Genomic DNA, 24725 nt, shown 5'->3' with positions numbered 1-24725 from the left:
AAGAATACAAACAGCATGGGATCCTCTTCAAAGAAAGTGCTGATCATCGATGATGATACCAGGAATATCTACGCACTGCGGATGGTATTGAAAGCCAAAGGATATGACTGTATCACAGCGATGGATGCACAGGCAGGGTTACAATTACTGGCAGATCAGCAGGACATTGGTATTGTACTGATGGACATGATGATGCCTGAAATGGATGGTTATGAAGCACTTGGCAGAATAAGGGGAGATGCCCGTACGGCCGCTATACCTGTAATAGCCGTTACTGCACAGGCGATGGTGGGGGACCGTGAAAAATGCCTGGCAGCAGGGGCCTCCGAATATGTTTCCAAACCTATCGACCAGGATATACTACTCGACATCCTGAAAAATAAATTCAATATGTAATAAAGCCCAAATATTATTTATCTTTCACCTGTGAAACAATGCATAATATATGCGTGTTAACATGTAATTAACTCTTTTGCGCTGCCGGAAAACGGATATTTACGTTAACAACTGTTAACATATCCCCAAAACAACTCTTATGCAGCAAATGGATGATTCGGCAATGCTTATTGCGCTTAAAGAGGGCGAAATAAAAGCTTATCAGTATTTCTTTATGAAATATTATAAGCCGCTCTGTTTAAAGGCACGTATGATGCTGAACAATATGGAAGATGCGGAGGGGCTGGTAAGAAGTGTATTTGTGAAGGTATGGGAAGAGAAGTTATATTTGGAAATAGAACATTCAGTTGGCGGCTATTTTTACAGACTGGTACATAACAATTGTGTACTAATACTGAAAAAAGGATCCAATAACAGATTAACAAACGATCCGGGGTTCTTACTGATGCAGCCGGTCCTTGTACCTTTACAGGGGTTCCTGATGCTGCGGAGGAGACAGGTGTCGGTGGATTGTAGTGAAGGAATCAGTTTGTCTTTATTATCAGACGATAGATTTCGACCGGATTTTTCAACTATATTACATGGTATTCAGGTGTTGATAAGCCAAAGTGCAGCAGCCCTAAAATCCCTGATACTCCGGATAAGACTATGAGTGCCAACGAAAAACCTATTGCCCAGAATGAGTAAGAACTTTGTTTTTCCCACATGAGTTACAATCAGGAACATATCTTCCAGCTGATACTGGAGAAATTAAGCGGCGATATCAGTGATGAAGACAACCGTTACCTGGAGCAGATGGCCCAGGTGGATCCCAACGTAAAACGTTGTCTTGAAGAACTGGAAGGCGCCCGCGACGTAGCCGGTCCCGAGTTTATGAATGATCTTCATAATGAGCGGGCCTGGAGCAGCGTACTCTCCTTATTGCATGCAGATAAAGAGAAAAAAGACCCCGAAAAGAAGAATACGATCATTATACCTGCTACCGTGGACGAAACACGGGTGGTTTCCTTACAGGAAGATGGTAAACCCCGTTCCCGCAACAGATGGTGGCTGGCAGCAGCTATTACCCTACTGATCGCTACCGGTGGATACTATCTGCTTGGCGGCCGCTCAGCAGCTGTAAAAGATGACAGGGGTACATCGATCGCCGCTATCCCTGCCTGGGGCGATGTACGTCTTCTGCTTGAAGAAGGTGATACCGTACGTCTTGCCGCCAATACCGCCGCCGATATCAATACACAGAACGCGTTGCTGCACCAGCGGGATGGCATGTTGTCATTCCAGCCTGGAGATGGTGCGGGTGGCTGGAATACCCTTTTCGTCCCTACCGGTAAAGATTATAAAGTGCAGTTGTCCGACGGTTCTGTCGTACACCTGAACGCCTTTTCACGCCTCCGCTTCCCTTTCTCCTTTGATGGTAATAACAGGGAAGTGTACCTGGAAGGTGAGGCCTACTTCGATATCGCCAAAAAAGCAGATCAACCATTTATTGTACATACCGCCGGAACTTCTGTGAAAGTGCTGGGTACATCCTTTAACGTGAATGCTTATAACGATTCCCTGATCGTTACCTCACTGGTATCAGGAAGCGTGGTGAGCGATGCGGAGGATAATGACAGCATGTATCTGAAACCGGGAATGGCCTCCGTATACCGTAAAGGCTACCGCCAGCAGCAGCAAAGCTTTGATGAAGCCATTACGCTGAGCTGGAGAAAAGGAGAATATGCCTATTATAATCAACCATTAGGTACCTTAGACGCCGTGATCTCCCACTGGTACGGCAAGCAATTGTTATTTGACGACCCGGCCCTGGCTAACAAAATGCTGACTGGTGTGATCGAACGAGATCAGCCACTTACAGACTTTTTGGAAAGCCTTGACAAAACATCCGGTATAACGTTTAGAATTACGGATGATAAAATATATCTTAGGACAAAATAAGCCACATCTGAGTCGAAAGCCAGCTATGATATCCGTACCATAAATTGAAAAAATGGTAAAGCATGTTTGTAAGGCGATCAAAATCCTATTGATACTGTGCTGTCTGTTGTTTCCAGCTACCCGCATGATAGCACAGGACACGACGGATGGGGCAAGGGTCACTATTACCGGTAAACACATTCTACTCACCAACGTTTTTAAAAGTATTACCCGGCAAACCGGGTATTTTTTCGTTTTTGACAATGCCATTATCGATGGCAATGAGAAGATCTCACTCAATTATAAAAATGCCTCCTGGGAAGAGGTGCTCACTTTTGTTTTACAGCACAGGAATATCAGCTGGCTGAAACAGGGAAAACGCATCTATCTGCAGGTAGCGGAAACGGATAAAAAGACGGAGCTGACCAATACGGTAGAAACGATGGTCACGATCCGCGGGCATATTACGGATATTGGTAACCAGCCGGTTCCCGGCGCTACTATTCTTGTAAAAGGTACTTCCCGTGGTGTCACTACCGGCGCCAACGGCGAGTTTGTACTGGCTGGCGTATCACCAGGCGTGATGCTGCGTATTTCTTCACTGGGTTATCGTCCGGTAGATACTGTGTTACGCAGCGAACCTCTGCACGAAATAAAGCTTGGAGATGCGGTCAATACGCTCGATGCAACCGTGGTGATCGGATATGGTTCCAGCAGCCGCAGGAGATTGACAGGAGCTGTTGGCAGAGTGACAGCAGAGCAGTTAGCCAATCAGCCCGTATCGAACGTATTATTTGCTTTACAGGGACAGATCCCTGGTTTACAGGTGACCAGGACCAACGGTTTGCCCGGAGCGCAGGTAAAACTGTTTATCCGTGGCCGGAACTCCATTGCCGCAGGTAATGATCCGTTGTTTATCATCGATGGGGTACCGTTTGATATTACACCGCTCAATAATACGGAAGACCTGTTCGGCGCTGCCGGTCGTATCAGTCCTTTTACCAACATCAACCCTGCGGATATAGAAAGCATCGATGTATTGAAAGATGCAGACGCTACTGCTATTTATGGCTCCAGGGGAGCGAATGGGGTTGTGCTGATCACCACAAAGAAAGGGGAAGCCGGCCCGCTGAAAACGGATCTGAATGTAAAAACCGGTATTGGTGTAACGGCCGGGCATATGGATATGCTGAAGATCAGCGATTATCTCAGTATCAGAAGAGAAGCCTTTGCCAACGATGGTATACGGCCAACTGCTGCCAATGCGCCCGATCTGCTGATCTGGGATACAACACAACATACAAACTGGTTTAAAAAGTTAATGGGTGGTACTGCGCCTGTGACCAACGGGCAACTGAGCTTCTCCGGTGGCAGCAATTACAACACCTTTCTGCTGAGTGGTAATTATTACAGAGAAGGGACTGTATTGCCTGCTGATCTGGGTTATCAACGGGGTGGTTTCCACCTGAGTTACGAGCACCATCATCCGGAGCATCGCCTGGAAACAGGTTTCACCGCGAGTTTTATGACAGATAATAACAAGAGTATCGCCAATGATATTTTTGCGTTTTATAACCTGCCACCAAATTATCCGCTATTTGACAGTAGCGGTCATTACTACTGGGGTTCGTCTTTTGATAACCCACTGGCCTATATGGAACAACAATCCAATAGTAAAACCAATAATCTGCTGAGTCACCTGGTGTTGCGATACAGGTTGTTCCCGGGGTTAATCCTGAAAACCAGTATGGGTTTGTCGAACATCCGGATGAAACAATTCTTCTCTTTCCCCCAGTCAGCCCAGCATCCAAATAATGCGCCCACCAGTTCTATCCGTGTTGCGGAAAATAACCGGGAGTCTTTTATTGTGGAACCACAGGCGGATTATAATCTGCGTGTAGGGAAAGGTAATCTGCATGCATTAATAGGCGGTACCTGGCAACAAACGACGCGTAATGGTACGCTGTCTATTGGTCAGGGATACCCGGACGAGGCTGCGATGCATTCACTGGAGGGTGCGGATACGGTTATACACCGGCCGAATACTTATGCGCTGTACCGGTATATTTCCTTCTTTAGCCGCTTTACCTATGACTGGAAGCGGAAATACCTGCTGAATGTAAGTTACCGGCGTGATGGCTCTTCCCGCTTCGGACCCGGGAGGCAGTTTGGCGACTTTGGTTCCGTCGGATTAGGATGGGTATTTACAGAAGAACCGTTTGCAAAAAGACTATCCTGGCTGAGCTTTGGTAAGCTGAGAGCCAGCGGCGGTTTTACAGGTAACGATCAGATCACGGACTATCAGTATATGCGTAATTATGGCAGCAATGGCAACTATATCGGCGATAATACGCTGGCGCCGCTGCGTATTGCGGATGATAAATACAGCTGGGAGGCTAACAAGAAGATGGAGGCTGCTATCGAACTGGGTTTTCTGAACGATAAGCTCTTCTTTTCGGCCGCCAAATATTGTAACCGCAGCAGTAATCAGCTGGTCGGTTATCAGTTGCCCGGTGTGACCGGTTTTACCAGTTACCAGGCCAATTTGCCGGCAGTAGTAGAGAATACAGGCTGGGAACTGGAATTACGCACGAATAATTTCAATGCAAAAGATTTCAGCTGGACCACTGCTGCGAATGTCTCTTTCTTCAGTAATACACTGAAACGGTTTCATAGCCTGGCAGTGTCTTCCTATGCCAATGCATTTGTAATTGGGCAGTCGCTGAATATTATGAGAGGGTATCATTTTACCGGAATAGATCCGCAGACAGGCAACCCCAGTTATGAAGACGTGAACCATGACGGAAAACTATCCACCCTCAATGATTTTGTTACTATCGCTAATCTGGACCCGCATTTTTATGGCGGCGTACAGAATGATCTGAGATATAAAAATATCAGCCTGGCGTTTTTCTGGCAGTTTGTTAAACAGGAGGGCATATTGCCGGCGATACGTCCCGGTGATTTTGCCAATCAGCTGACGGAGAGTCTGGACAGATGGCGTAAGCCGGGAGATCATACCAACATTCCCCGTGCTACTGCGACGGTAGGAAGTGAAGCGTATGACCTGGGAAGTAAACTGGCTACATCCAATGCGATCTACCAGGATGCCTCCTACCTGCGATTAAAGAATGTGGCTATTTCCTATAGTATGCCGGAACCGGTATTAAAAAAACTGCGATTGCAGTTGTGCAGGGTGTATCTGCAGGGGCAGAACCTGCTGACCATCACAGGATATAAAGGAGCCGATCCTGAGACACAGATACTGGTGCCGCTGTTGCGAGTGATCACCAGTGGTGTTCAGTTAACATTATAAGCTGAGAAGAGATGTCGTACCGTGTATTGCTTTTTATCATTTGCTGCTTTTCACTCACCGTTTCCTGTAAGAAACTGATAGAGGTGGATTCGCCTTCAGACGAGATTCCGGCTGAAGACGTATACAACAATGACCGTCTGGCAGATGCTGCGGTAGCGGATCTTTATTTTCAGTTATCAGATTATTTTCCCAGTAATATCCTGCCCCTGATCAATGGTATGACAGCGGATGAACTGACGACGCTGAATACCAATCTGCTGAAATATCCGACGAATGCGATCCCATCTTCAGATATACAATTGTTGTCCTGCTGGAGAAGAATGTACCAGGTGATATATGGCGCGAATGCGATGCTGGAAGGGATTGCCGCCAATACGGGACTGTCAGGCAGTAAGGCCAGACAACTCAATGGAGAGGCGTGTTTCCTACGCGCTTTCTGTTATTACTACCTGGTGAATTGCTGGGGGGAGGTGCCCCTGATCACGACGACCAATGTGAAAGAAACTTCACTGGCGGGCAGGGCGCCTGTAAACCAGGTTTATCAGCTGATCATGTCAGATCTTTTAAATGCAGCGATGCAATTACCTGCCTATTATGTGACCAGTGAAAAGGTAAGGGCGAACCGCTGGGCGGTGATGGCTTTACTCGCAAGAGTCTATCTGCAGCAGGAACGATGGGAGGATGCTTTGGCGGTATCTTCAGAAGTGATCAATTCCGGTGAGTATACACCATTGATCACGGCGGATAGTGTTTTTCTGCGGAATAGCCGTCCGGCGATATTGCAGTTATGGCGGAGTGAAGGATATACTTATGCAGGGCAGACCTTGTTACCAACAACGGTGGTGGGCGGCTTTTCCTTTTATCCTTTTACGGCCGATTTCATGCGTACGTTCGAACCTGATGACAAAAGAAGGACCAGCTGGACCAGTCCGTTTTTTTATGGAGGGTCACTGTATTACAACGCCTGTAAGTACCGTAACCGTACTGCTGCATTACCCGGCAGGGAAGAGTATGTGATGTTGCTGCGTATAGAAGAGCAATACCTTATCCGTGCGGAAGCAGCAGCAAGACTGAACCGCATATCCGATGCTGTTGCAGACCTCAATGTATTGAGAGCCAGAGCAGGATTACCACCCTTATATGCCGGTACGATGCGAGATTCCTGTCTGATCTATGTTGAACGGGAGCGACGTATGGAGCTGTTTACAGAATGGGGCGACCGCTGGTTCAGTCTGAAACGCACAGGGCAGATCGATTCCCTGATGCGGATATTAAAACCTACCTGGAAATCAACCGCCGCGCTTTATCCGATCCCGCAGGAAGAGCGGAACAGGAACCCTAATCTTTCGCAAAATGATGGTTATGAATGAGCCAGTTGGATCGCATAGATTTTATCAGCACAGTGCACCACCAGTTTATCACCCTGTACGAATAACTGATTGACTTTTGTACGGGCGGGAATATCCAGGTAATAGCTGCCCAGATATTTGCCTGAACTGATCTTATACAGATCGATCACACAATGTGCGGCAAACATATCAGCTAAGTCATTGTCTGCTTTCAGTTTACCCTGCACATACAGGATGCCTTTATCTGCACAGCTGAAGCCATTGATCATCTGATCAGGGCCGGCGTTTGTGTATACCTGGTTCCCTTCATCACTACTACTTGCGGTAGCGAACCGGGATACGGCGAAGGTATCGATGGTGTGATGATTGCTGATGCGTTGAAGCGTACTGTCAAAAGTAAAGAAGCGGTTGCTGTAGAAGTGGAGATAGGTAAAGAGACCAGTACTTCTGTCGTAGGTCAGTGTACCATCTGTACTCATACCACCGTCTCTGTGTAATTCGGAAAGACCGTTTTCTGTCAGCAAGGTATTACTTTCAAAATCTGTCCGTACAAATAACTGGTCTTTTTCCTGTACCTGCAATTTACGCAGTACAAAATGCTTTTCATCCCGCAGCAGATATCCCTGTGAGAAACCGCCGGGGGGCAGTGTCATAAATGTATGTCTACTGCTGTCGGTGCGTGTTGTTTTGCAGATAGCGGGCATATTATAGCCGAATACAAAGTAGTTATCATTGCTCACCTGTGTAAAGAAATATTCACTGACAGCGTCACGGAATGAAGCGCGAAGCGGAATATGGAAAGTATCTGCAGGAGCGCCGGGGTTGAGAGATGAAGTGATGATCGTTGCCGGCTGACGTAATACGGAGAAATAAAACAGGCTGTCGTCAGCGCCGGCGATATCGAGGATGTTATCCGCAGGTATAGTAGTGATCGTTGTTAAAGGCGATGATTGCAGATAGTGGCGGCTGAACCCATTGGGTTGTTTGTTCGGAGAGGGAGCCGTCCAGACTAATACGACAATAATCAGAAATGCCGCTATCAGCAGCGACAACAAGGTGTAAATACGCTTTCTCATAATGGTTTGGTAGCAAGGCAGGAAGGCTGTATAAGCACTTCCTGCCAGAACATGTGAATCAGCTCTTTCTGATGATGGTGGTTGGTCCAGTCAGGCTTACCGCACATTGAACGGCATTAGCGCCTCCGCAATAAATAACTTTAATCTGCTGTGAAGTACCGGTTACAACGGTATCATCATTCAGTAACCACTGTGTGTCTTCCTGTAATTTGCCAGCAAATGCAGTTCCTGCTGCGCACAGGGCAGCGAAAAACGCTAATGAAAGTGTCTTTTTCATGGTGTGTTTTATTAAATAAAATAAATGCCTACTCTGTTCTGAAGGTTTTCGGCTCCCCCTGTAATAAATGCCGTTTGGTCCAGAAATCAGAAATCAGTTGGCTGGTTGTGCACTTTGTTGTTTTGCGTGCAGCAGTACCCCGATAGTTGATAGTATGACAAAGACGATATTAAAAACAATGTGTGCGTTCCATGACAGATGTTGCAAAACGCCCCCGCAGGAACAAGGAATAAAATAACTCAGGCGTAGCATTGCTACGAGATAAAATGTGAAAAGGCTTAACAGAAAAAAAGAAAGATAAAACCCCATCAAACGTGTGCGGGTGTAGAGTAGTAGTCCCGCGATAATTATTTCCCCCAATGGTAGTGCCCAAACAATAAAGGGCGCATACAAAGTGATAAAAGGCGATTGTCCCAATTGCCGTCGGAATGTATGATAATCGAGCAATTTGCTTATACCGGTATATATAAAAAGGAATACCAGTAAAGCAGATAGAATATCTGATAACAATTTTCTTGACATAGGATATAACGCTTGTCTAATATAGGATATTTTTCTAAATCATATAAGTATTTTATCCCGGGGAGATAAAGTATTGAAGAAAATCAATGTGGGTTATCAGCAATTGTTTTTGGGTATAGCGGGGAAATGTTCCTGCAGATAATCCAGGAAGATGGTCATGAGTTGTTGCATATCAGTTTCCATGCTTTTCAGTCTGGAGCGTATATGCACCTGGTGGGTGCGGATGTTTTCATAGTTGATGGCGTTCATATCGGGTTCGCTCACCCACACCTGTTGCAGGGCCAGTTCTCCGCGCAGGGCTTCGAACCGCGTATCCTGCTGGAGGAAAGCGGTATGGAAATATTCCAGCCTGTCCAGCAGGGAGCGGTCGAAATGATATTGCAGTATGTGAGCGAGTTGCGTCTTGAGTGCGATGTTGCGATTTTCAAGCGCCGCCAGTTCTTTTTTAAATGCAGTTAATTCACGCAGGAGATCTTCCATTACTAAAACTATCTTATCTGACGTAAAGATAGTCAGCTGCCTGCGGGCAGCACAGGATGCGCATCAGCGTAAAAACTGATTTTTATCATTAATTCACCAGGTTGGCGAGTTTCTGTTCGTTCAGAATGGTGATAACGCCCTGTTTTATTTCCAGCAGTTTCTCGTCTCTGAAGTCGCCCAGCGTACGGATCATGGATTCTGTAGCGGTACCTGCGATCGTAGCGAGGTTTTCGCGGGAGATATCTATGGAGAACGGCTGGTCCGTTACGTGGTGGTATTTCTTTTTCAGGAAGAGCAGGGCTTCGGCTACTTTTTTGCGCAGTGAACTGTAGGCAAGGTGGAGCAGTTGCTGTTCTTTTTCGGTGATATTTTTAGCGAGCAGGCGGATGAATTGTTGTGCTACTTCGCGGTTATTATTGATCAGCGTTTCAAAATCCTCTCTGGGAATGGCGGTCAGTTCGCATGCTTCCAGTGCTTCGGCATTTTCATGATAGTTGCTGCCTTCGAGCAGGGCGACATATCCGAGGAATTCACCGGCGCTGTACAGATTGACGGCGAGTTCTTTTCCGTCGTTGTTCACCTTATAGGTTTTCACGCGGCCTTTCTGAATAAAGTAAAGGCTGGTGGGACGATTACCTTCCTGGTAGATCAGTTGTTTCTTTTTGTACCTGTCTGTGTTACCCTCTTCCATCAATGTTTTCAGAGGATTGGCGCCTGTAGCTGTCAACAGCAGTTGTTGTACTCCTTCCATATCTGCAGGTAAAACCTGTTTTTTAAGTTCTGACTTTTTTAGTCTGCTTTCTACTGCATTTAAAAGGTCTGTACCGCTGAAAGGTTTGGTGATATAGTCGTCTGCGCCCATTTCCATTCCTTTGCGGAAGTCTCCGCGTTCGCTTTTGGCGGTCAGGAATATGAAAGGGGTATCTTCGACTTCCGGGTGTTTTTGCAGCAGGTGCAGTACGCCATAACCATCCAGCACAGGCATCATAATATCACATACGATCAGGTCGGGCAGTTCTTCCAGAGCCATTTCCACGCCGGTTTTCCCATTTTCAGCCGTCAGGACCCTGTAATTGGCAAGTTCCAGTATTTCGGCAGTATTCTCGCGAATATCGTCATTATCTTCTATCAGCAGGATCGTTTTCATTTATAGTACTATTCCTTTTAGTTATAATTGCCTGAAAGTGACGATGAAAGTGGTGCCTTCATTCAGTTCGCTTTCGCAGGTGATGTATCCGTTCATCAGTTCAGCGTATCTGCTAACGATATGTAAACCAAGACCTGTACCCTGGATATTGCTTACGTTGGCGCCCCTGAAAAAACGTTCGAACAGGTGTTGCTGGTCCTCCTGAGATATGCCGATACCGCTGTCTTTCACCCTCAATATTACATCATTTCCGGTATGTTCGGTATGCACCTGTATAACACTATGTTTTCCAGAGAATTTGATGGCATTTCCCAGCAGGTTTAACAGAATATGTTTCAGCAGGGAAGGGTCGAGCTGCACCGCAGTTGCCCCTGCATGTTCATACTGAATACGTTGTCCTTCCTGTACGATATCCTGCATTTCCTGTATGATAGCCGTCACGTGTTGCTGCAGATCAAAGGTGCTGGTGCGTACCTGTACGCCGCCTTCTTCGATCTTACCCACAGAAAGAAAATCGTTCAGCACTTCCGTCAGCAGGGTCACGGAAGAGATGATACGTTGTATATGTTTACTACGTTTCGGTTGTTCTGCTTCGGTGGTATACTGATTGACCAGGAATGCGGATGACAGGATCGTACTAAGTGGCGTACGGAACTCGTGAGAGGCCATTGAGACGAAACGGGATTTCAGTTCGCTGAGCTCTTTTTCTTTATCAAGCGCTGTCATCACTTCCTGTTTGGAATGCTCCAGTTGTTCCAGTGCGGTGGTCAGCTGTTGCGTACGTTCACTGATCTTGTGTTCCAGTTCATTGTTCAGTTTCTCGATCTTTTCTTCCGCCTTTTTTCTCTCTGTGATATTGTTGATATAGGCAATCACAAAGGCGCCTTCTTCATGTTCGTACTGACTGAGACTGATCTCCACGGGAAACTCCGTACCGTCTTTTTTAACGGCAAAGAGATCCAGCCCTATACCCATCGGGCGGCTTTGCGGATGATGATTGTAATGATCCCGGTGATCAACGTGCCGGTGACGGAAGCGTTGTGGCATGAGCCGTTCGATACGATCTCCCATGAGTTCTCCCCGTTCGTACCCGAACTGCCGGAGGGCGAAGTCGTTGATCAGCACGATCTGTCCCTGCTGGTTCGTTACGAGTATACCGATACTGGCGTAGTTGAACAGGGCTTCAAAGCGCTGCAGCTCCTTGTTATATTCTTTTTTGTAAACGCTATTGCCGGAGAACATTGTTGTCAGCTTGGTGATCCACTTCTTCATACTTGATACTTACCGTTAAAAGAATATGCGGTAAATATACTTTATAGGCTGTAAAATTCCACCTAAGCAGTATGTCCTCATATGACGGCGGTCAGCAGAATGACTGATAATGCTCATTTTTCCCTGACATTCCTTTCGAGCCAGTGAGAGGCCAGGGTTGTCCAGGCAAGTCCGGCTTTATTATCAGGACGGAGGCCATAGCCGTGCCCGCCTTTGGCGTAGAGGTGCAGTTCGACGTGTACTTTGGCTTCCCGTAATGCGCCGGCCATGACCAGTGCGCTGTTGGCATATGGATCATCGGCAGTGGCGAACAGGAAAGTAGGAGGGGTGCGATTATCTATCTGTAATTCAGGTGTAATGCTGTGATTGGCGCCGAGGTCAAGATAAGCGGGGTAGATCAGCAGGGCAAAGTCCGGACGGGCGGAAGCGCTGTCGGCTTTATCGATGGGTGCGTAGCTTTGCTTGTTATACAGGGTACTGGCCCTGGCACTCAGACTGCCACCGGCAGAGAAACCCAGTACACCGATCTTTTGCTGTTTTAACTGCCATTCTGAAGCCCTGGAGCGTACGAGGCGTAAAGCACGCTGTACGTCCTGTAAGGCGCCTTCCTGCTTCTGTGGTACCCGGTATTGCAGTACAAAGGCGGTATAACCCAGTCCGTTCAGCCATTGGGCAATTTCATAGCCTTCCAGGTTGATGGCCAGGATCTGATAGCCGCCTCCCGGACACACAATTACGGCTGCGCCATTGGCTTTGCTTTTCTCCGGCAGGAATACCTGCATGATTGGATCGGTTACATCGGTCAGTCTGATCACGCCTTTGCTGCTGTCACTGGTCGGAACAGCCGGTTTTTTAGCAGCTGTTTCTCCTGGTACGGCGCCTGGCCACAGGTGAATGATGTCTTTTTCCTTTGTTTGCGCAAATGCCTGCATAGCGAACAATGAGAGTAAGAGTGTATACAATGTTGTTTTCATACCGGGACGGGTTTGGGTGACAAATTAACTAAAACGCAGGGCAAAAAAAAGAGAGAAAAAAGTGGGGTTAATTTTGGGGTTATTTTGGGGCTAAAGAATAAGTTAATGGGGCTAAAGAACAACAGTGTAGTGTAGTGGTGCCTGGTGTTAACGGGTACAAAATTATCATCAGAAGGGATGTTGCGCAAGCGTAGTTCTACGGAATCTGGCGCTTGCGGAAATAACGTATGGGTATAAACGTAGCATGATTGTGCATCTACAGCTATTGGCTGCAGTATAATAGGAGGATTTTTTATTATATTTGCCCCGACTCAAAATAATCATCGTACCGCCGGGTACACAACCCACTATGCTATGAAAACTGTACGTTTCATTGTCTTCCTGTTGCTATGCTGTATGCCCACAGCTTTTTCCCAATCCATTACTGATGTTATCACCAGTGCTGAATGGGATGTTTTATTTCCACATCGTTTTAATCCTGATGATCGTACCGGTAGTGGTACTTTACCCACTACGGCTGCGAAGGACTTCTATTCTTACGCCAATTTCAGAGAGGCGGTAAGACTGATGTCCAACATTAAGATCATTTCTGAAAGACGTTGTGCGACCAATGCCTACAAACTGACCCGCGTGGATAAAACCACCGGTGCATCAGTAGTGATCCGTCAGGACGCTGATTTCAGCATTTCTCCCAACGCCATTATTCGCGAGGAGATCGACTATGCCACTTTTGCGGGCGAAGGCGACCTGACTGTCCGTAAAAGGGAGCTGATGGCATTCCTGGCCAATATCTCCCAGGAAACTACCGGTGGCTGGCCTACAGCTCCGGGCGGTCAGTATGCCTGGGGATTGTATTTCCGCGAAGAAGTGGGTTACGAAGGCACCAGTAACATCGGTTACCGCGAGGCCAGCACACAATATCCGCCTGCTGCGGGTAAGTCTTACCATGGCCGTGGTCCGATCCAGTTAAGCTGGAACTATAACTATGGTCAGGCCAGCGAATTTATCTTCGGTGACAAGAACGTATTACTCGCCAATCCGGAGAAAGTGATCCAGGATGGCGTGATCGCTTTCCAGACAGGGATCTGGTTCTGGATGGCCCAGCAGTATCCTAAGCAGTCCTGTCATGATGTAATGATCCCTGGTAAATGGGAACCTACCGCTGCACAGATTGCGGGTGGCCTGAAGCCTGGTTTTGGCGCTACGGTGAATATCATTAACGGCGGACTGGAATGTAACAAGGGTACTGAGAATACGAAAGTACTCAGCCGTATTGCGCATTATCAGCGTTATACAGGTATCAAACAGGTGAGCATGGAGCTGAATGGCGGCAACAATGCTGTTAACTGTGGTTGTGCGAATATGGCTCCTTTTGCTATCGACAATACCGAGTGTTCACAGATCACCGCACTGACCTTTACTTCTCCTGCGAATGGCATCCTCAGTGTGACTTCGCTGTCACCGGTAACCCTGACAGTAGCGAAAAGCGATCCGAAGAATGAGATCACACAGGTATTTATCAAAATCGGTGGTCTGAGACTGGCAGGCACCAGTGTACAATGGACGCCGACTGCCTATGGTCAGCAAACAGCAACTGCGGTTGGGCTGAGAAATGGTAAGGACTCCATCGTGACGACCATCAATTTCACGGTATGGAATAGCCAGACTTTCGCCGGTTGTGCTTCCCTGCCAGCCTGGGAATCAACAAAGATCTATGAGGCTGCGGGCAATATCGTTCGTTATAACAGCGTGATCTACCGCAATCTGTGGTGGGCTGGTAGTGGCGATGTACCAGGTACCAACAGCACCTGGGCAGTTGTAGGCGCCTGTAACGGTAATGGCGGCGATGGTGGTGGCACTGGTCAGCCTTGCGGCGGTGTACAGGGATGGACGCCAGGTGGTATCTATACCCAGGGTGTTAAAGTGGCTTATGGTAACAAGATCTATCAGGCAAAATGGTGGACACAGGGCGATCAGCCGGATACTAATACCGGAGATGCAAAACCATGGACTTTTGTAAGTAACTGTCCGGTAGCGGTGGCAGGTTCCGTAACTACAGCGGCTGTGCTTAATGAGACACCGGCAACTGAAGGCGCGCTGAAGGTGTATCCGAACCCGGTAAATGGTAACACCCTGACCGTCACCGTAAATGGTAAAGGCAAAGAAAGACTCCTGGTATCATTGCTGAGTGCGGAAAGCGGTCAGCCGGTATTACAGCAGATCGTTCAGCCAAATGGCAGTGCGGCGCAGCAGGTACAGCTCGATATCAGCCGTGTACCTTCCGGTACCCTGATCCTGAAAGTTGACAGCGGCAGATATGGTGTAATAGGCACTAAGAAGATCATCCGTATAAAATAAAATATTAAATTTTTAAGGGAACTGTAACCAATGGCATATCTTATGCGTTAAGGTTACAGTTCCCTTTCCGTTTCCAGGAGAGGGGTATAAATCAATTTTCATGAGAATACCATTAACCTTTATTTTCCTGGCGACGATTGCCATGACAGGATGCAGTAAAAAAACAACTTCCGGCGCTACAGATGACTGTATCAAATACGGTAAAGCGCCTGTTAGCCAGATCGATAAAGCATCTGCAAGTGGCAACAATACAACGACTGTTTATTTCCCCGTGAACAGTGGCTGCGGACAGTTCAGTAAGTTTATTGAAAAGAAGAGCGGTAATACCATTACCATCGATGTGGAAGCTGTTTACAAGGGTTGTATGTGTACAATGGATATTCCTACACGTAAGGCCTCTTATCAGTTAAAAGAAAAGGCTGCGGGCACTTATTACCTGCAATTTGTATCCGGAGAGAATACATTCATTACAGATACTGTGATCGTGAAATAATATAGTCGTTGCGACAATATACAGACTATAAAAAAGAAGAAGGGATAAGGTGCAAAACCTCATCCCTTTTTTCTTCCATCTTAAATCCCGAAAACTAATAGTTAAATCCCTTTCTTTTGTACATCCAGATGTTTCTCCAGCCATCGCCCTGTTGTGCAAGGGTCAGTTCATCGGTGGTCAGTTTTACGATCACGTAAGTCACTTTATTGCCGAGGGGAATATCTCCACCTGTTATCTTTAAAGTTCTGTTCAGTGTATCCAGCTCAAACAATGCCTTCTTTGCAGCGCCGGCATGTGTGAGCGAGTAGTTTTTAGCGCCATTGAGATCGAAGGTCATCTCATCGGCCGCAACCCCCTCCGATGTCAGGTAAGCGATACCGTTCTGCCACCATTCCGGTGCTGTAGCACCACCGGAGCCGTTACCATAACAGATCCCACCAGGGATATCTGTTGCCCACACCCAGGTTTTACCTGCCTGTTCATTGGTCAGCATTTTCCATAGCGGACTCGCGAAATATTCCGGGTCATTTTCAGACACGGTAATATCGCTGGAGTCTGCGATTGGTCCGCCGGGTGTATAGATCGTATAGCGGATCGTATACTTCCCTGCGAAGGGCAGGTTGATCGTATCCTTCTTATTCTTTGAAAAGCCGCCGGTATATTCCCAGAATGGGATATAGCTACCTGCTGTGAGGCTGTTCAGCATAACTATATTGTCGTGTCCCTGTTCCTGTGTAATGGAAAATTTCAGGTTATCTTTTGAAATGCTTGCTCCCTCCAGACTTTCTTCATCTTCCTTTGTACAGGAAACCAGCAGTGCAGATAACGCGAGCAGGGATAAGGTGATAAACTTTTTCATGATGCAGTTTTTTGTGGAATGATTCAACATTAGTTAGCCCATCCTGGATTTTGTCTGTAAACGCCGCTGGAGAGATTGATCTCCTGCTCCGGGATCTTGAACAGTCCCTGTGTTTCCGTACGGAAGGAGACATTGAACTGTGCGTCTGAACTGCTGTTGTCGATAGCAGCTTTTGCCACACTCATACCCTGACGCAGCAGGTCCCAGTAACGTAAACCTTCCAGTGCAAATTCCAGTCTGCGTTCTTCCATGATCAGGCTTTTTCCATTGGTAGCCGTCAGCGTTTTTCTGCTGGTGGTATTCAGGAATGCCCTGTCGCGTACCTGGTCATAGTAGCCCTGTGCTTTACCCAGATCAGTGCCCAGGTTCAGTTCAGCCGCCATCAGCAGTACATCTGCATAGCGGATGATGACATCATCAAAATAGTTGTCGATCTGGAAATTACCGCCTTTGCTGTCTGCATTGCCATCATTGAGGGGCATGTATTTTTTCCAGAAGTAGCCGGTATACTGTGACTGATCGCCGATCGCATATGCTGTCAGGTTTTCATCTTCGATAGAAATGATAGAAGCATTTCTCCTGGTGTCAGCACCATCATAGGCGTTCCACAGTTTACTGTTCACCGTACCGGCGCCCCAGCCTTTGTAGTAAGGATTCAATACCTGACTACGGATACCGATATCTACCTGCATCCGGTTACCATTGTGCTGGTCCCAGTTGCCCAGTCCTTTATGCGTAAACTTGATCGACCAGATCGTCTCTTTATTGTCTTCACCCACAAAGGAGGCAGCAGATGCCTGCCATAAACGTGGGAAGCTGTCTACCAGTCCATAACCACCTGCATTGATGATATTTTCCAGGTAACCGGCAGCCTGTGCTTTGGTCACTACGCCTGCCAGATCATTCTGGTTATAATAACCGGTGTAATAGAGGAATACACGACCGATCAGTGCCTGTGCTGCCCATTTGGTGACGCGACCGTAATTGGAGGTAGGAATACCCTGATAGGCTACCGTTGGTAATTTCTCGGCAGCATATTTCAGGTCTTCTGCGATCTGTTTGTATACGTCTGCCGGCGTTGCCTGTGGCATGTTGTATTCAGATACAGTCAGTGGTTTGGTGGTTAATGGCACATTGCCAAAGAAGCGGGCCAGGTCGAAATAGAAGTAGGCTCTGAGGAAGCGTGCTTCTGCGATGTAGGTATTTTTCAGTGTGCTGTCAGTACCCCAGTTAACACCATCTATTTTAGACAACAATACGTTCGCTCTGTAGATACCTGTATAGTATTTCTGCCAGAGGCCCAGGTTCATATTGGAAGCCTCCTGGAAGCGATCCCATTGTTTCCATACGAGGTCAGAGGTACCACCACCACCGAAACAGTTGTCACTGGCCAGTTCTGATACGAGGTGGATATTATCGTAGTCGCCAATGTTGAGTTGATTGTACACCGCTACCAGTGCCTGTAAGGCCTGATCGGGTGTCTGATAAAAGGAGGTTTCTGTCTGTTCGTCAACAGGAGAGCGCTCCAGAAAATCCTTGCTACACGCAGCAAAGAGTGAGATAGCTATAATGGAAGCGAAGATCTTTTTCATGTGGAATGATTTACCGGATTAGAATTTAACGTTCAGACCAACCAGTACGGATTTTGGCTGCGGATAGGTACCCAGGTCAATGCCGGAAGCCCATCCTGTAGGACCATAACCTACTTCAGGATCTACCCCTTTATAAGGCGTAAAGGTGAACAGGTTGGTAGCAGAAACGTATAATCTCAGCTGTCCCAGCGGCAGTGTATGTAAGAGCTGTTTGAAATCATATCCGAGGTTGAGGCTCTTTACACGCAGGAAGGAAGCATTGTGTACATACAGGTCGGAAGAACGGATCCAGTTCTGGTTCAGTTCAGCGCCATCAGTGACACGTGGCAGGCGGTTAGAGCTACCTTCACCAGTCCAGCGGCCGAGGATTTCTGTTGTGTAATTGCTCAGCGGACGGGAGAAGTCATGCGTACCATCCCAGATCTGGTTGCCATAGTTGCCATACAGCGAAGCGGAGAAATCAAATCCTTTGTAACCCAGGTTGATATTAAGACCGTAGGTGAATTTTGGATAAGGATTACCGATCTGTGTCTGATCTTTACTATCGATCACGCCGTCGCCATTCAGGTCCTGGAAACGTACATCGCCCGGTTGTGCATTCGGCTGTATTTTCTTACCGTCTTTAGATACGTAAGCCGCAACTTCCTGATCATTCTGGAAGATACCGGCAGTCTTATATCCGTAGAAATAACCCATCGGGAAACCTACCTGTGCACGGTAGAATTCAGGCATACTAGGGTAGGTAATAGCGGTAGCGCCGTTGATGATCTTTTCTTTATTAGGAATGTCGGTGATCTCGTTGCGGTTAATGCCCATATTACCATTTACACCTACACTCAGGTCATGGAAAGTATGATGATAACCAAGAGAGATCTCTACACCCTGGTTGCGTACATCACCACCGTTGATCAGTACTGTAGCAGCACCGGATACGGCAGGTACATTGACAGGTACTAGCCAGTCTTTGGTGGTTTTGCGGTAGATATCAACGGTCAGGTTGAAGTCTTTCAGGAAGTTCGCATCAAAACCGATGTTTGCCTGTTCGGAGGTTTCCCATTTCAGGTCCGGATTGGATATTTTGATCGGAGCAGCACCGATCGCCGGAGCGTCTCCGCTACCAAAGTAGTAACCCAGGTATTGTGTGGAAATGGTAGACAGATATTGATAATAACCGGTAGGCAGGTTACCGTTCTGACCCCATCCTGCACGGATTTTCAGGAACTCCAGCCAGGTAGGTTTGAAGAAGTCTTCATTGGTCGGTACCCAACCCACGGAGAAGGACGGGAAGTAAGCCCTGCGGTTGTTCGGACCGAAGCGGGAAGATGCATCTGATCTTACTACAGCGGTGAACATATATTTGTCCGCGTATGAGTAGCTGATACGTCCGAAGTAAGAATAGATCGTAGCAGAGCTGTCTGCTCCGTAGATACGTTGTGTACTATCAGTGGTACCATTATCTATCACCGCATTATCCAGACCTGTTTTGGTCAGGTCCTGTTTATATCCGTAGAGATAATTCGCTTTTGTTTCATTGGCATTCATACCTACGAGTACACCGATATTGTGTTTTCCGAAGTCGCGCTGATAGTTGATGGTATTATCCCAGTTCCAGGAATTGGTACGATAGATACCTTGTGTTGCACGGGAGTGTTCGTTGATCACATTGGTGGACAGGTTGTAGAGCGGTGTATAGCTTCTTGAATCAGTATTGCTGACATCGATACCGAAGTCAGTACGGATGGACAATCCTTTGATGGGAGATATCTGTAAATAGGTATTCCCCATGATACGGCTTGTTTTATCCTTGTTCTGGTTCTGGTAATCCATCAGTGCTACCGGATTGGCTTCTTCTACGTTAAAGGAAGATTTAGCGTAGTTACCATTTTCGTCGTATACCGGGAACAGCGGACTGGTACTGAATACGGAGCGGATAGCGTTATTGTAGATATTGCCTACACCGATCCCTCTTTTGCGTGACTGTGTATAGGTCAGGTTCTCTCCGAAGATGATGATATCCTTGTACATTTTATGCTCGCTGTTCATGCGGAAAGAGAGCCTGTCATATTTGGACTGATCATTTACACCGATAATACCTGCCTGCTCCGTATATGCGATAGAGGAGGAGAATACGGAAGCGTCATTCCCACCAGCGAAGCTTAAGGAATGATTCTGCATCGGTGCGTTCTTATTATAGATCGCTTCCTGCCAGTCGGTGCCTTTGCCGAGTTTAGACAACTGATCTATGGTGAAGTACGGCTGACCACCTGAGTTGATAGCCATTTCATTCATGATCACGCCATAGTCGTGTGCATTGAGTACCGATACTTTATGAGAAGGATTCTGTGTGCCATAATAGGCATCATATGCAATCTTCATGGAGCCTGCACGGCCTTTACGCGTAGTGATCAATACCACACCATTCGCCGCTCTTGCACCATAGATAGCGGAGGAAGCCGCATCTTTCAGTACATCCATGCTGGCAATATCGGAGGCGTTCAGGTAGCTGATATCGTAAGTGGGTACACCATCTACAATGTACAGCGGATCTGCATTACCTACGGTACTTGTACCACGGATACGCACTTTCATGCTTTCGCCTGGCTGGGCGGATGTAGCGGTGATCTGTACACCCGGAGTTTGTCCCTGTAATGCCTGGTCTACGCGGAGGGCATGGTTTTGTTCCAGCTGTTGTGTGTTCACGTGATCGATAGCGCCGGTAACGAGTTTTTTCTTTTCGGTACCATAACCTACTACCACGATTTCATCGAGGCCGGTGGAGCCTTCACTAAGATTAACCGTCAGAGAAGATTTTCCTCTTGCGGAGATGACTTGTCGGGTGAAACCTACGAGTGTGACTTCGAGAGAGTCGGAGTCGCCTACCTGTAGATTGAAGCTGCCTGTACCATCTGTAATGGCGCCGTTGTTGGTGCCTTTGATGCGTACACTGGCGCCGGGCAGCGGGCTATTATCTTTTCCTGTGGTCACTTTACCGGAAAGTGCCCGTTTCGGAGTCTGCGCCATTGCCACGTTGCCGGATAACATGGTTAATAGCAGCGCGCTGCTCAATCCGCATGATACGGGGATCATGCAGGCAGTCACAAAATCTCTGATTTTGTAAGCAGTTTTCATAATGTTAGAATGTTAGTTACGGGATGTGTTTGTCTGATGGTCGAAACGTGAATTACAATTCACAACGTGTTAGTGTTATACTTAGCTATTGCTTTGTTTCATGTAGGTGGTTAGTTTTTAAGTGAGATCTTTTTTTCTGTACCGTCATACTTCATCACGATTGCATTCGGATTGTCCAGTTCGAGTTTTACCGGTTTTTCCTTTCCTGCGCTGACGATGCGGAACGTACGCTGTTGCAGCATACCGGAGAATTTGCCTTCCCGTTTGCCGATGGTCAGTGTTTTGCTGGCTTCGTCATATATGAAAGGAATGGTACTGTATTGTCCTTTTTCGTAGTTATAGTTTACCCCTTCGTCTTCGTAGAGGGTGAATTTACCGTTGCTGCCGGCGTACACATATAATGTGATGGTGTCAGCAGAACGTTGTGCGGTGTACTGCATAGCGGGACCGAACGGAATAATACTGCCTGCTTTTGCGTACAGCGGAATCCTGTCCAGTGGTGCGTCTACCGTAATATGTTGTCCACCTGCTGTATAGGTGCCGTCATACAGATTATACCAGCCGGTGTTGGCAGGGAGGTATAATTGACGCTGACGTGCTTTGTAAGTATATACAGGATTGACGAGCAGTGAGGGACCAAACATAAACTGGTCACCGATGCTTTGTACGGCGGTGTCTTTACCAAAGTCCATTGCCAGTCCGCGCATGATCGTATAACCATTGTGGTAAGTCTGGCCAGCCAGCGAATAGATATATGGCATCAGCCGGTAGCGGAGTTTGTCGTAGTAGACCATGGAATTAAATTCGACGCTGTTATCCGGTGCGATATTAAAGGGTTCGCGGTAAGGATACTGACCATGAGAGCGGAACAGCGGACAGAAAGCACCGTACTGGAACCAGCGGGTGTTCAGTTCTCTCCATTCTTCGAGGTCAGCACCTTTCGGATCAGGCTGATCATATTTGTCTTCTACATAGAAACCACCGATGTCTGTTGTCCAGTAAGGCATACCGGACATACCAAAGTTGAGACCTGCAGGAATTTGTCTGGCCAGTTCATCGAAACGGGCAGCGATATCACCACTCCATGTAGCAGCTGCATAACGCTGCATACCGGCATAAGCAGAACGCGTCAGAATGAATACGCGCTGATCAGGTTTTTCCTGGCGCTGACCTTCATAGATACCTTTTGCGTTCAGCAGTGCATAGGTGTTAAAATATTGGGTAGATGGCCCTAATGCGGTAGGGTTCATCAGTTGTTTACGGTAGTCAATGGTTGCGTTGGACAGTACATCCGGTTCGGTCGCATCCAGCCACCATGCGTCTACGCCTTTGCTGAAGAGGTGCTTACTGAGCAACTGCCAGAAAAGTTGACGTGCGCCGGGATTGAAAGCATCGTAGAAAGTGGATACATAACCCTGACCGATCCAGTCTCTGATACCATCATTGATGCTTTGTTTGTACAGCCAGCCTTTATCATTAAAGAGATTATAGTTATGAATGTCTTTATAGAATTTAGGCCATGCAGAGATCATGAAGTGGGTATGATAGATGTTGTGCAGGGAGTCTATCATGCCTTTTGCATCCGGGAAGCGGGCAGGGTCAAATTCCTGACTGCCCCAGGCATTTTCCTGCCAGTAGGACCAGTCCATTACGATGTTGTCCAGGGGGATCTGTCTTTTACGGAATTCCTGTACGGTGCTGATCACCTCACGCTGGGTTTTATAGCGTTCACGGCTTTGCCAGTACCCTAAAGCCCATTTCGGAACGATGGCGGCTTTACCGGTGATGCTGCGATAACCGTTGATCACATCATCCATCTGCTGACCATATACAAAGTAGTAGTCGATCTTCTCGCCGGCTTCTGAGGAGAAGGCGGCCTTATTCTGCAAAGTGGCAGGAGTGGGAGAAAGATGTTTAACAGAGACAAACGCCTGATCGGATTCCGGAATCCATTCTACTTTGATCTTGTGTTGTTTACCTTTTTCCAGCTGATGACGGAATACGGAGGGACCAGGATTCCAGCCTTCTCTCCATTTGTCGAGTTTCAGTTCGCCGTCGATCCATACTTTCACATATCCGGAGGCGGTCATATAAAACTTCTCCTGACCACCTGTTCTGGACGCTATATTACCTTCCCAGGTAACGACCCCTTTCCCCATTGGGTAAGCTGCGGGCATCCTTTTCAGGTCTGGCAGGAAGGTAAAGTCGATGGCAGATTCCTGTTGCTGGAGGAAGATACTGTCTGGTTTATTGCGCAGGGCATAAGTGGCGGTCAGGCCACCAGTTTTACCGTTTTTATCTGTCAGTTCGAGACTGGTCAGTTCCTCGTAAGGGCGGTCATCACCGAAGCGGGTGATGGAGTAGTTGTCCCAGAGGATACCATAATGATTGCTGGATACCAGGTAAGGGATGACAGCGATAGAGTTGTATTGTGTCAGGTCTACATCCTGGTCTTTGTAGTTCATCAGACCGGTCTGGTGTTGTCCCAGGCCATAGAAAGCCTCTCCGGCAGGAGATTCAAATACCTGTTGCAGTTTATAGAGGGGTTTACCATCTATGATAGCTGGTGTGAAGGTTTTACCGCCTCCTTTTTTCTCCTGTAATATTACCTGGCCGTTCAGGTCTTTGAATACCACCTCACCAGTGCTCAGATCGATGCTGGCGGTTAAGGCATTGGTTTTCAATATAACCTGATTGTTTTTCTCTTCACTGGTCCATTTTACCTCCCGGGTACCGGTGACGATGGCCATGAGGCTGGGAGTGGCAGAAATGGAGTCCGCAGGACTGGCAGTTACCCGAATAATATTATCGGTGATCACCTGCAGTTTTACCTGTTTTACTCCTCCGGCGGTCGTTTTTTCTAACCTTACCAGTAATCCGTCTTTGAGTCTTTCTATTTTTCCTGCATAAGCGAGGTGTATGCAGCATGTAAGGGCAAGGACTGAAAAAAGTCTTTTTTTCTTCATATCGATGGAATTGATCTGATGGTTGTTTGTTGGCTACGAATGGTATATTTTCTTGCTAACGTGTGCTGACAAATTTAACAGTCCGGTATAAGACCGAGGGGAGGGGATTGTTTTAGAATAGGGTAGCAAATGTTAACTGAGGGGTGTTTTTGGAGGGGATGGATGTTAAATGAGGGGTATGATTTGTTAAATAGCCCCTTTTTAGCGCCGTTTGAGTATTTGAGATGATTCCTACATAATCCATATATAAGCCGTATATAAGCCCTAGATGATCCATTCTTATAGATATGGCTTATGTACGGCTTATATATGGCTTATCTACGGGAACACAATGATTTATAGTGAATTACGAGACCTGATCAGATAAAGACTGGGAGGGGTTGTCCTGAATGCCCCCTAAAAGGGTAAAAAATGGCTTAGACACGACGCATATACGGCGTATATACGACGCATCTACGGGGGAGCTATACTTGAGCAAGGGTTAAAAGGAGGTAGTTGAGGGTGTGTCTTAGTACAGAAAAACCTTACAGTGGATGTATTGAATGCAGAATTGACTTTACAGATTGGAGATTGTTTCAGTGAGCGCTTTACAGTTCCAA

The 24725-nt window shown here is 47.1% G+C and carries 18 protein-coding genes; 7 read left to right on the top strand and 11 right to left on the bottom strand.

Going from position 1 to position 24725, the window contains the following annotated elements; translation table 11 throughout:
• Positions 1-15: 15 nt before the first annotated feature.
• The 5 genes from BMZ72_RS24990 to BMZ72_RS24970 all read left to right on the top strand — a co-directional run bounded on the left by BMZ72_RS24990 (position 16) and on the right by BMZ72_RS24970 (position 7002).
• Positions 16-396 carry a response regulator gene (locus tag BMZ72_RS24990; RefSeq protein WP_089812430.1) on the top strand — a complete coding sequence of 127 codons (381 nt, stop codon included), beginning with the start codon at positions 16-18 and terminating at the stop codon, positions 394-396.
• A gap of 139 nt (positions 397-535) precedes the next feature.
• Positions 536-1048 (top strand): sigma-70 family RNA polymerase sigma factor, encoded by a 513-nt coding sequence (locus BMZ72_RS24985; protein ID WP_089812429.1) that lies wholly within the window; start codon positions 536-538, stop codon positions 1046-1048.
• 53 nt (positions 1049-1101) lie between these two features.
• Positions 1102-2337 (top strand): FecR family protein, encoded by a 1236-nt coding sequence (locus BMZ72_RS24980; protein ID WP_089812428.1) that lies wholly within the window; start codon positions 1102-1104, stop codon positions 2335-2337.
• A 52-nt stretch (positions 2338-2389) separates the two neighbouring features.
• Complete coding sequence (locus BMZ72_RS24975; RefSeq protein WP_089812427.1) at positions 2390-5632, top strand: SusC/RagA family TonB-linked outer membrane protein; 3243 nt, start codon at positions 2390-2392, stop codon at positions 5630-5632.
• Positions 5633-5643: 11 nt separating this feature from the next.
• Positions 5644-7002, top strand: a complete 1359-nt coding sequence (locus BMZ72_RS24970; RefSeq protein ID WP_089812426.1) for a RagB/SusD family nutrient uptake outer membrane protein — start codon at positions 5644-5646, stop codon at positions 7000-7002.
• Here BMZ72_RS24970 and BMZ72_RS24965 read toward each other — a convergent pair.
• The 7 genes from BMZ72_RS24965 to BMZ72_RS24935 all read right to left on the bottom strand — a co-directional run bounded on the left by BMZ72_RS24965 (position 6993) and on the right by BMZ72_RS24935 (position 12729).
• A complete protein-coding gene (locus tag BMZ72_RS24965) occupies positions 6993-8057 on the bottom strand; it encodes a hypothetical protein (protein ID WP_089812425.1) in 1065 nt (354 codons plus the stop codon). The genes BMZ72_RS24970 and BMZ72_RS24965 overlap by 10 nt on opposite strands.
• 58 nt (positions 8058-8115) lie before the next feature.
• Entirely contained in the window at positions 8116-8334 is a 219-nt protein-coding gene (locus tag BMZ72_RS24960) for a hypothetical protein (protein WP_089812424.1), read from the bottom strand.
• 93 nt (positions 8335-8427) lie between these two features.
• The gene (locus BMZ72_RS37215; RefSeq protein ID WP_089812423.1) at positions 8428-8856 is read right to left on the bottom strand and encodes a MauE/DoxX family redox-associated membrane protein; all 429 of its coding nucleotides are present in this window, start codon (positions 8854-8856) and stop codon (positions 8428-8430) included.
• Between the two features lie 96 nt (positions 8857-8952).
• Complete coding sequence (locus BMZ72_RS24950; protein WP_089812422.1) at positions 8953-9336, bottom strand: hypothetical protein; 384 nt, start codon at positions 9334-9336, stop codon at positions 8953-8955.
• Between the two features lie 88 nt (positions 9337-9424).
• Positions 9425-10483: a response regulator gene (locus BMZ72_RS24945; RefSeq protein WP_012793150.1), complete on the bottom strand. Its 1059-nt coding sequence runs from the start codon at positions 10481-10483 to the stop codon at positions 9425-9427.
• Positions 10484-10504: 21 nt separating this feature from the next.
• Positions 10505-11755, bottom strand: coding sequence for a PAS domain-containing sensor histidine kinase (locus tag BMZ72_RS24940; protein ID WP_089812421.1), 1251 nt, complete (start codon positions 11753-11755; stop codon positions 10505-10507).
• Between the two features lie 113 nt (positions 11756-11868).
• The gene (locus BMZ72_RS24935; RefSeq protein ID WP_089812420.1) at positions 11869-12729 is read right to left on the bottom strand and encodes an alpha/beta hydrolase; all 861 of its coding nucleotides are present in this window, start codon (positions 12727-12729) and stop codon (positions 11869-11871) included.
• Between the two features lie 354 nt (positions 12730-13083).
• Between BMZ72_RS24935 and BMZ72_RS24930 the strand changes: the two genes are divergently transcribed.
• Positions 13084-15087: a glycoside hydrolase family 19 protein gene (locus tag BMZ72_RS24930; RefSeq protein WP_143087784.1), complete on the top strand. Its 2004-nt coding sequence runs from the start codon at positions 13084-13086 to the stop codon at positions 15085-15087.
• A gap of 100 nt (positions 15088-15187) precedes the next feature.
• The gene (locus tag BMZ72_RS24925) at positions 15188-15580 is read left to right on the top strand and encodes a hypothetical protein (protein ID WP_089812418.1); all 393 of its coding nucleotides are present in this window, start codon (positions 15188-15190) and stop codon (positions 15578-15580) included.
• Between the two features lie 94 nt (positions 15581-15674).
• On the opposite strand, the gene BMZ72_RS24920 is transcribed toward BMZ72_RS24925, so the two are convergent.
• From BMZ72_RS24920 to BMZ72_RS24905, 4 genes are all read right to left on the bottom strand, one after another.
• Positions 15675-16439 (bottom strand): hypothetical protein, encoded by a 765-nt coding sequence (locus BMZ72_RS24920; RefSeq protein WP_143087783.1) that lies wholly within the window; start codon positions 16437-16439, stop codon positions 15675-15677.
• A 29-nt stretch (positions 16440-16468) separates the two neighbouring features.
• Positions 16469-18031: a RagB/SusD family nutrient uptake outer membrane protein gene (locus BMZ72_RS24915; RefSeq protein WP_089812416.1), complete on the bottom strand. Its 1563-nt coding sequence runs from the start codon at positions 18029-18031 to the stop codon at positions 16469-16471.
• Between the two features lie 18 nt (positions 18032-18049).
• A complete protein-coding gene (locus tag BMZ72_RS24910) occupies positions 18050-21160 on the bottom strand; it encodes a SusC/RagA family TonB-linked outer membrane protein (protein WP_089812415.1) in 3111 nt (1036 codons plus the stop codon).
• 110 nt (positions 21161-21270) lie between these two features.
• Positions 21271-24126, bottom strand: a complete 2856-nt coding sequence (locus tag BMZ72_RS24905) for a TIM-barrel domain-containing protein (RefSeq protein ID WP_089812414.1) — start codon at positions 24124-24126, stop codon at positions 21271-21273.
• Positions 24127-24725: the final 599 nt, after the last annotated feature.

This window comes from Chitinophaga sp. YR627 (genome assembly GCF_900114995.1).
GTDB lineage: Bacteria > Bacteroidota > Bacteroidia > Chitinophagales > Chitinophagaceae > Chitinophaga.
Note: the sequence above shows the minus strand (reverse complement) of the source record. Positions and strands in the feature narration are given on the sequence as shown.

What these genes read in the sequence shown, in the direction of transcription:
- BMZ72_RS24975 (WP_089812427.1), top strand. Translation starts at nt 2,390, where the DNA reads ATGGTAAAGCATGTTTGTAAGGCGATCAAAATCCTATTGATACTGTGC.
- BMZ72_RS24945 (WP_012793150.1), bottom strand. Translation starts at nt 10,483, where the DNA reads ATGAAAACGATCCTGCTGATAGAAGATAATGACGATATTCGCGAGAAT.
- BMZ72_RS24960 (WP_089812424.1), bottom strand. Translation starts at nt 8,334, where the DNA reads ATGAAAAAGACACTTTCATTAGCGTTTTTCGCTGCCCTGTGCGCAGCA.
- BMZ72_RS24930 (WP_143087784.1), top strand. Translation starts at nt 13,084, where the DNA reads ATGAAAACTGTACGTTTCATTGTCTTCCTGTTGCTATGCTGTATGCCC.
- BMZ72_RS24940 (WP_089812421.1), bottom strand. Translation starts at nt 11,755, where the DNA reads ATGAAGAAGTGGATCACCAAGCTGACAACAATGTTCTCCGGCAATAGC.
- BMZ72_RS24970 (WP_089812426.1), top strand. Translation starts at nt 5,644, where the DNA reads ATGTCGTACCGTGTATTGCTTTTTATCATTTGCTGCTTTTCACTCACC.
- BMZ72_RS24920 (WP_143087783.1), bottom strand. Translation starts at nt 16,439, where the DNA reads ATGAAAAAGTTTATCACCTTATCCCTGCTCGCGTTATCTGCACTGCTG.
- BMZ72_RS24950 (WP_089812422.1), bottom strand. Translation starts at nt 9,336, where the DNA reads ATGGAAGATCTCCTGCGTGAATTAACTGCATTTAAAAAAGAACTGGCG.
- BMZ72_RS24965 (WP_089812425.1), bottom strand. Translation starts at nt 8,057, where the DNA reads ATGAGAAAGCGTATTTACACCTTGTTGTCGCTGCTGATAGCGGCATTT.
- BMZ72_RS24925 (WP_089812418.1), top strand. Translation starts at nt 15,188, where the DNA reads ATGAGAATACCATTAACCTTTATTTTCCTGGCGACGATTGCCATGACA.
- BMZ72_RS24980 (WP_089812428.1), top strand. Translation starts at nt 1,102, where the DNA reads ATGAGTTACAATCAGGAACATATCTTCCAGCTGATACTGGAGAAATTA.
- BMZ72_RS24990 (WP_089812430.1), top strand. Translation starts at nt 16, where the DNA reads ATGGGATCCTCTTCAAAGAAAGTGCTGATCATCGATGATGATACCAGG.
- BMZ72_RS37215 (WP_089812423.1), bottom strand. Translation starts at nt 8,856, where the DNA reads ATGTCAAGAAAATTGTTATCAGATATTCTATCTGCTTTACTGGTATTC.
- BMZ72_RS24985 (WP_089812429.1), top strand. Translation starts at nt 536, where the DNA reads ATGCAGCAAATGGATGATTCGGCAATGCTTATTGCGCTTAAAGAGGGC.
- BMZ72_RS24935 (WP_089812420.1), bottom strand. Translation starts at nt 12,729, where the DNA reads ATGAAAACAACATTGTATACACTCTTACTCTCATTGTTCGCTATGCAG.
- BMZ72_RS24910 (WP_089812415.1), bottom strand. Translation starts at nt 21,160, where the DNA reads ATGAAAACTGCTTACAAAATCAGAGATTTTGTGACTGCCTGCATGATC.
- BMZ72_RS24915 (WP_089812416.1), bottom strand. Translation starts at nt 18,031, where the DNA reads ATGAAAAAGATCTTCGCTTCCATTATAGCTATCTCACTCTTTGCTGCG.
- BMZ72_RS24905 (WP_089812414.1), bottom strand. Translation starts at nt 24,126, where the DNA reads ATGAAGAAAAAAAGACTTTTTTCAGTCCTTGCCCTTACATGCTGCATA.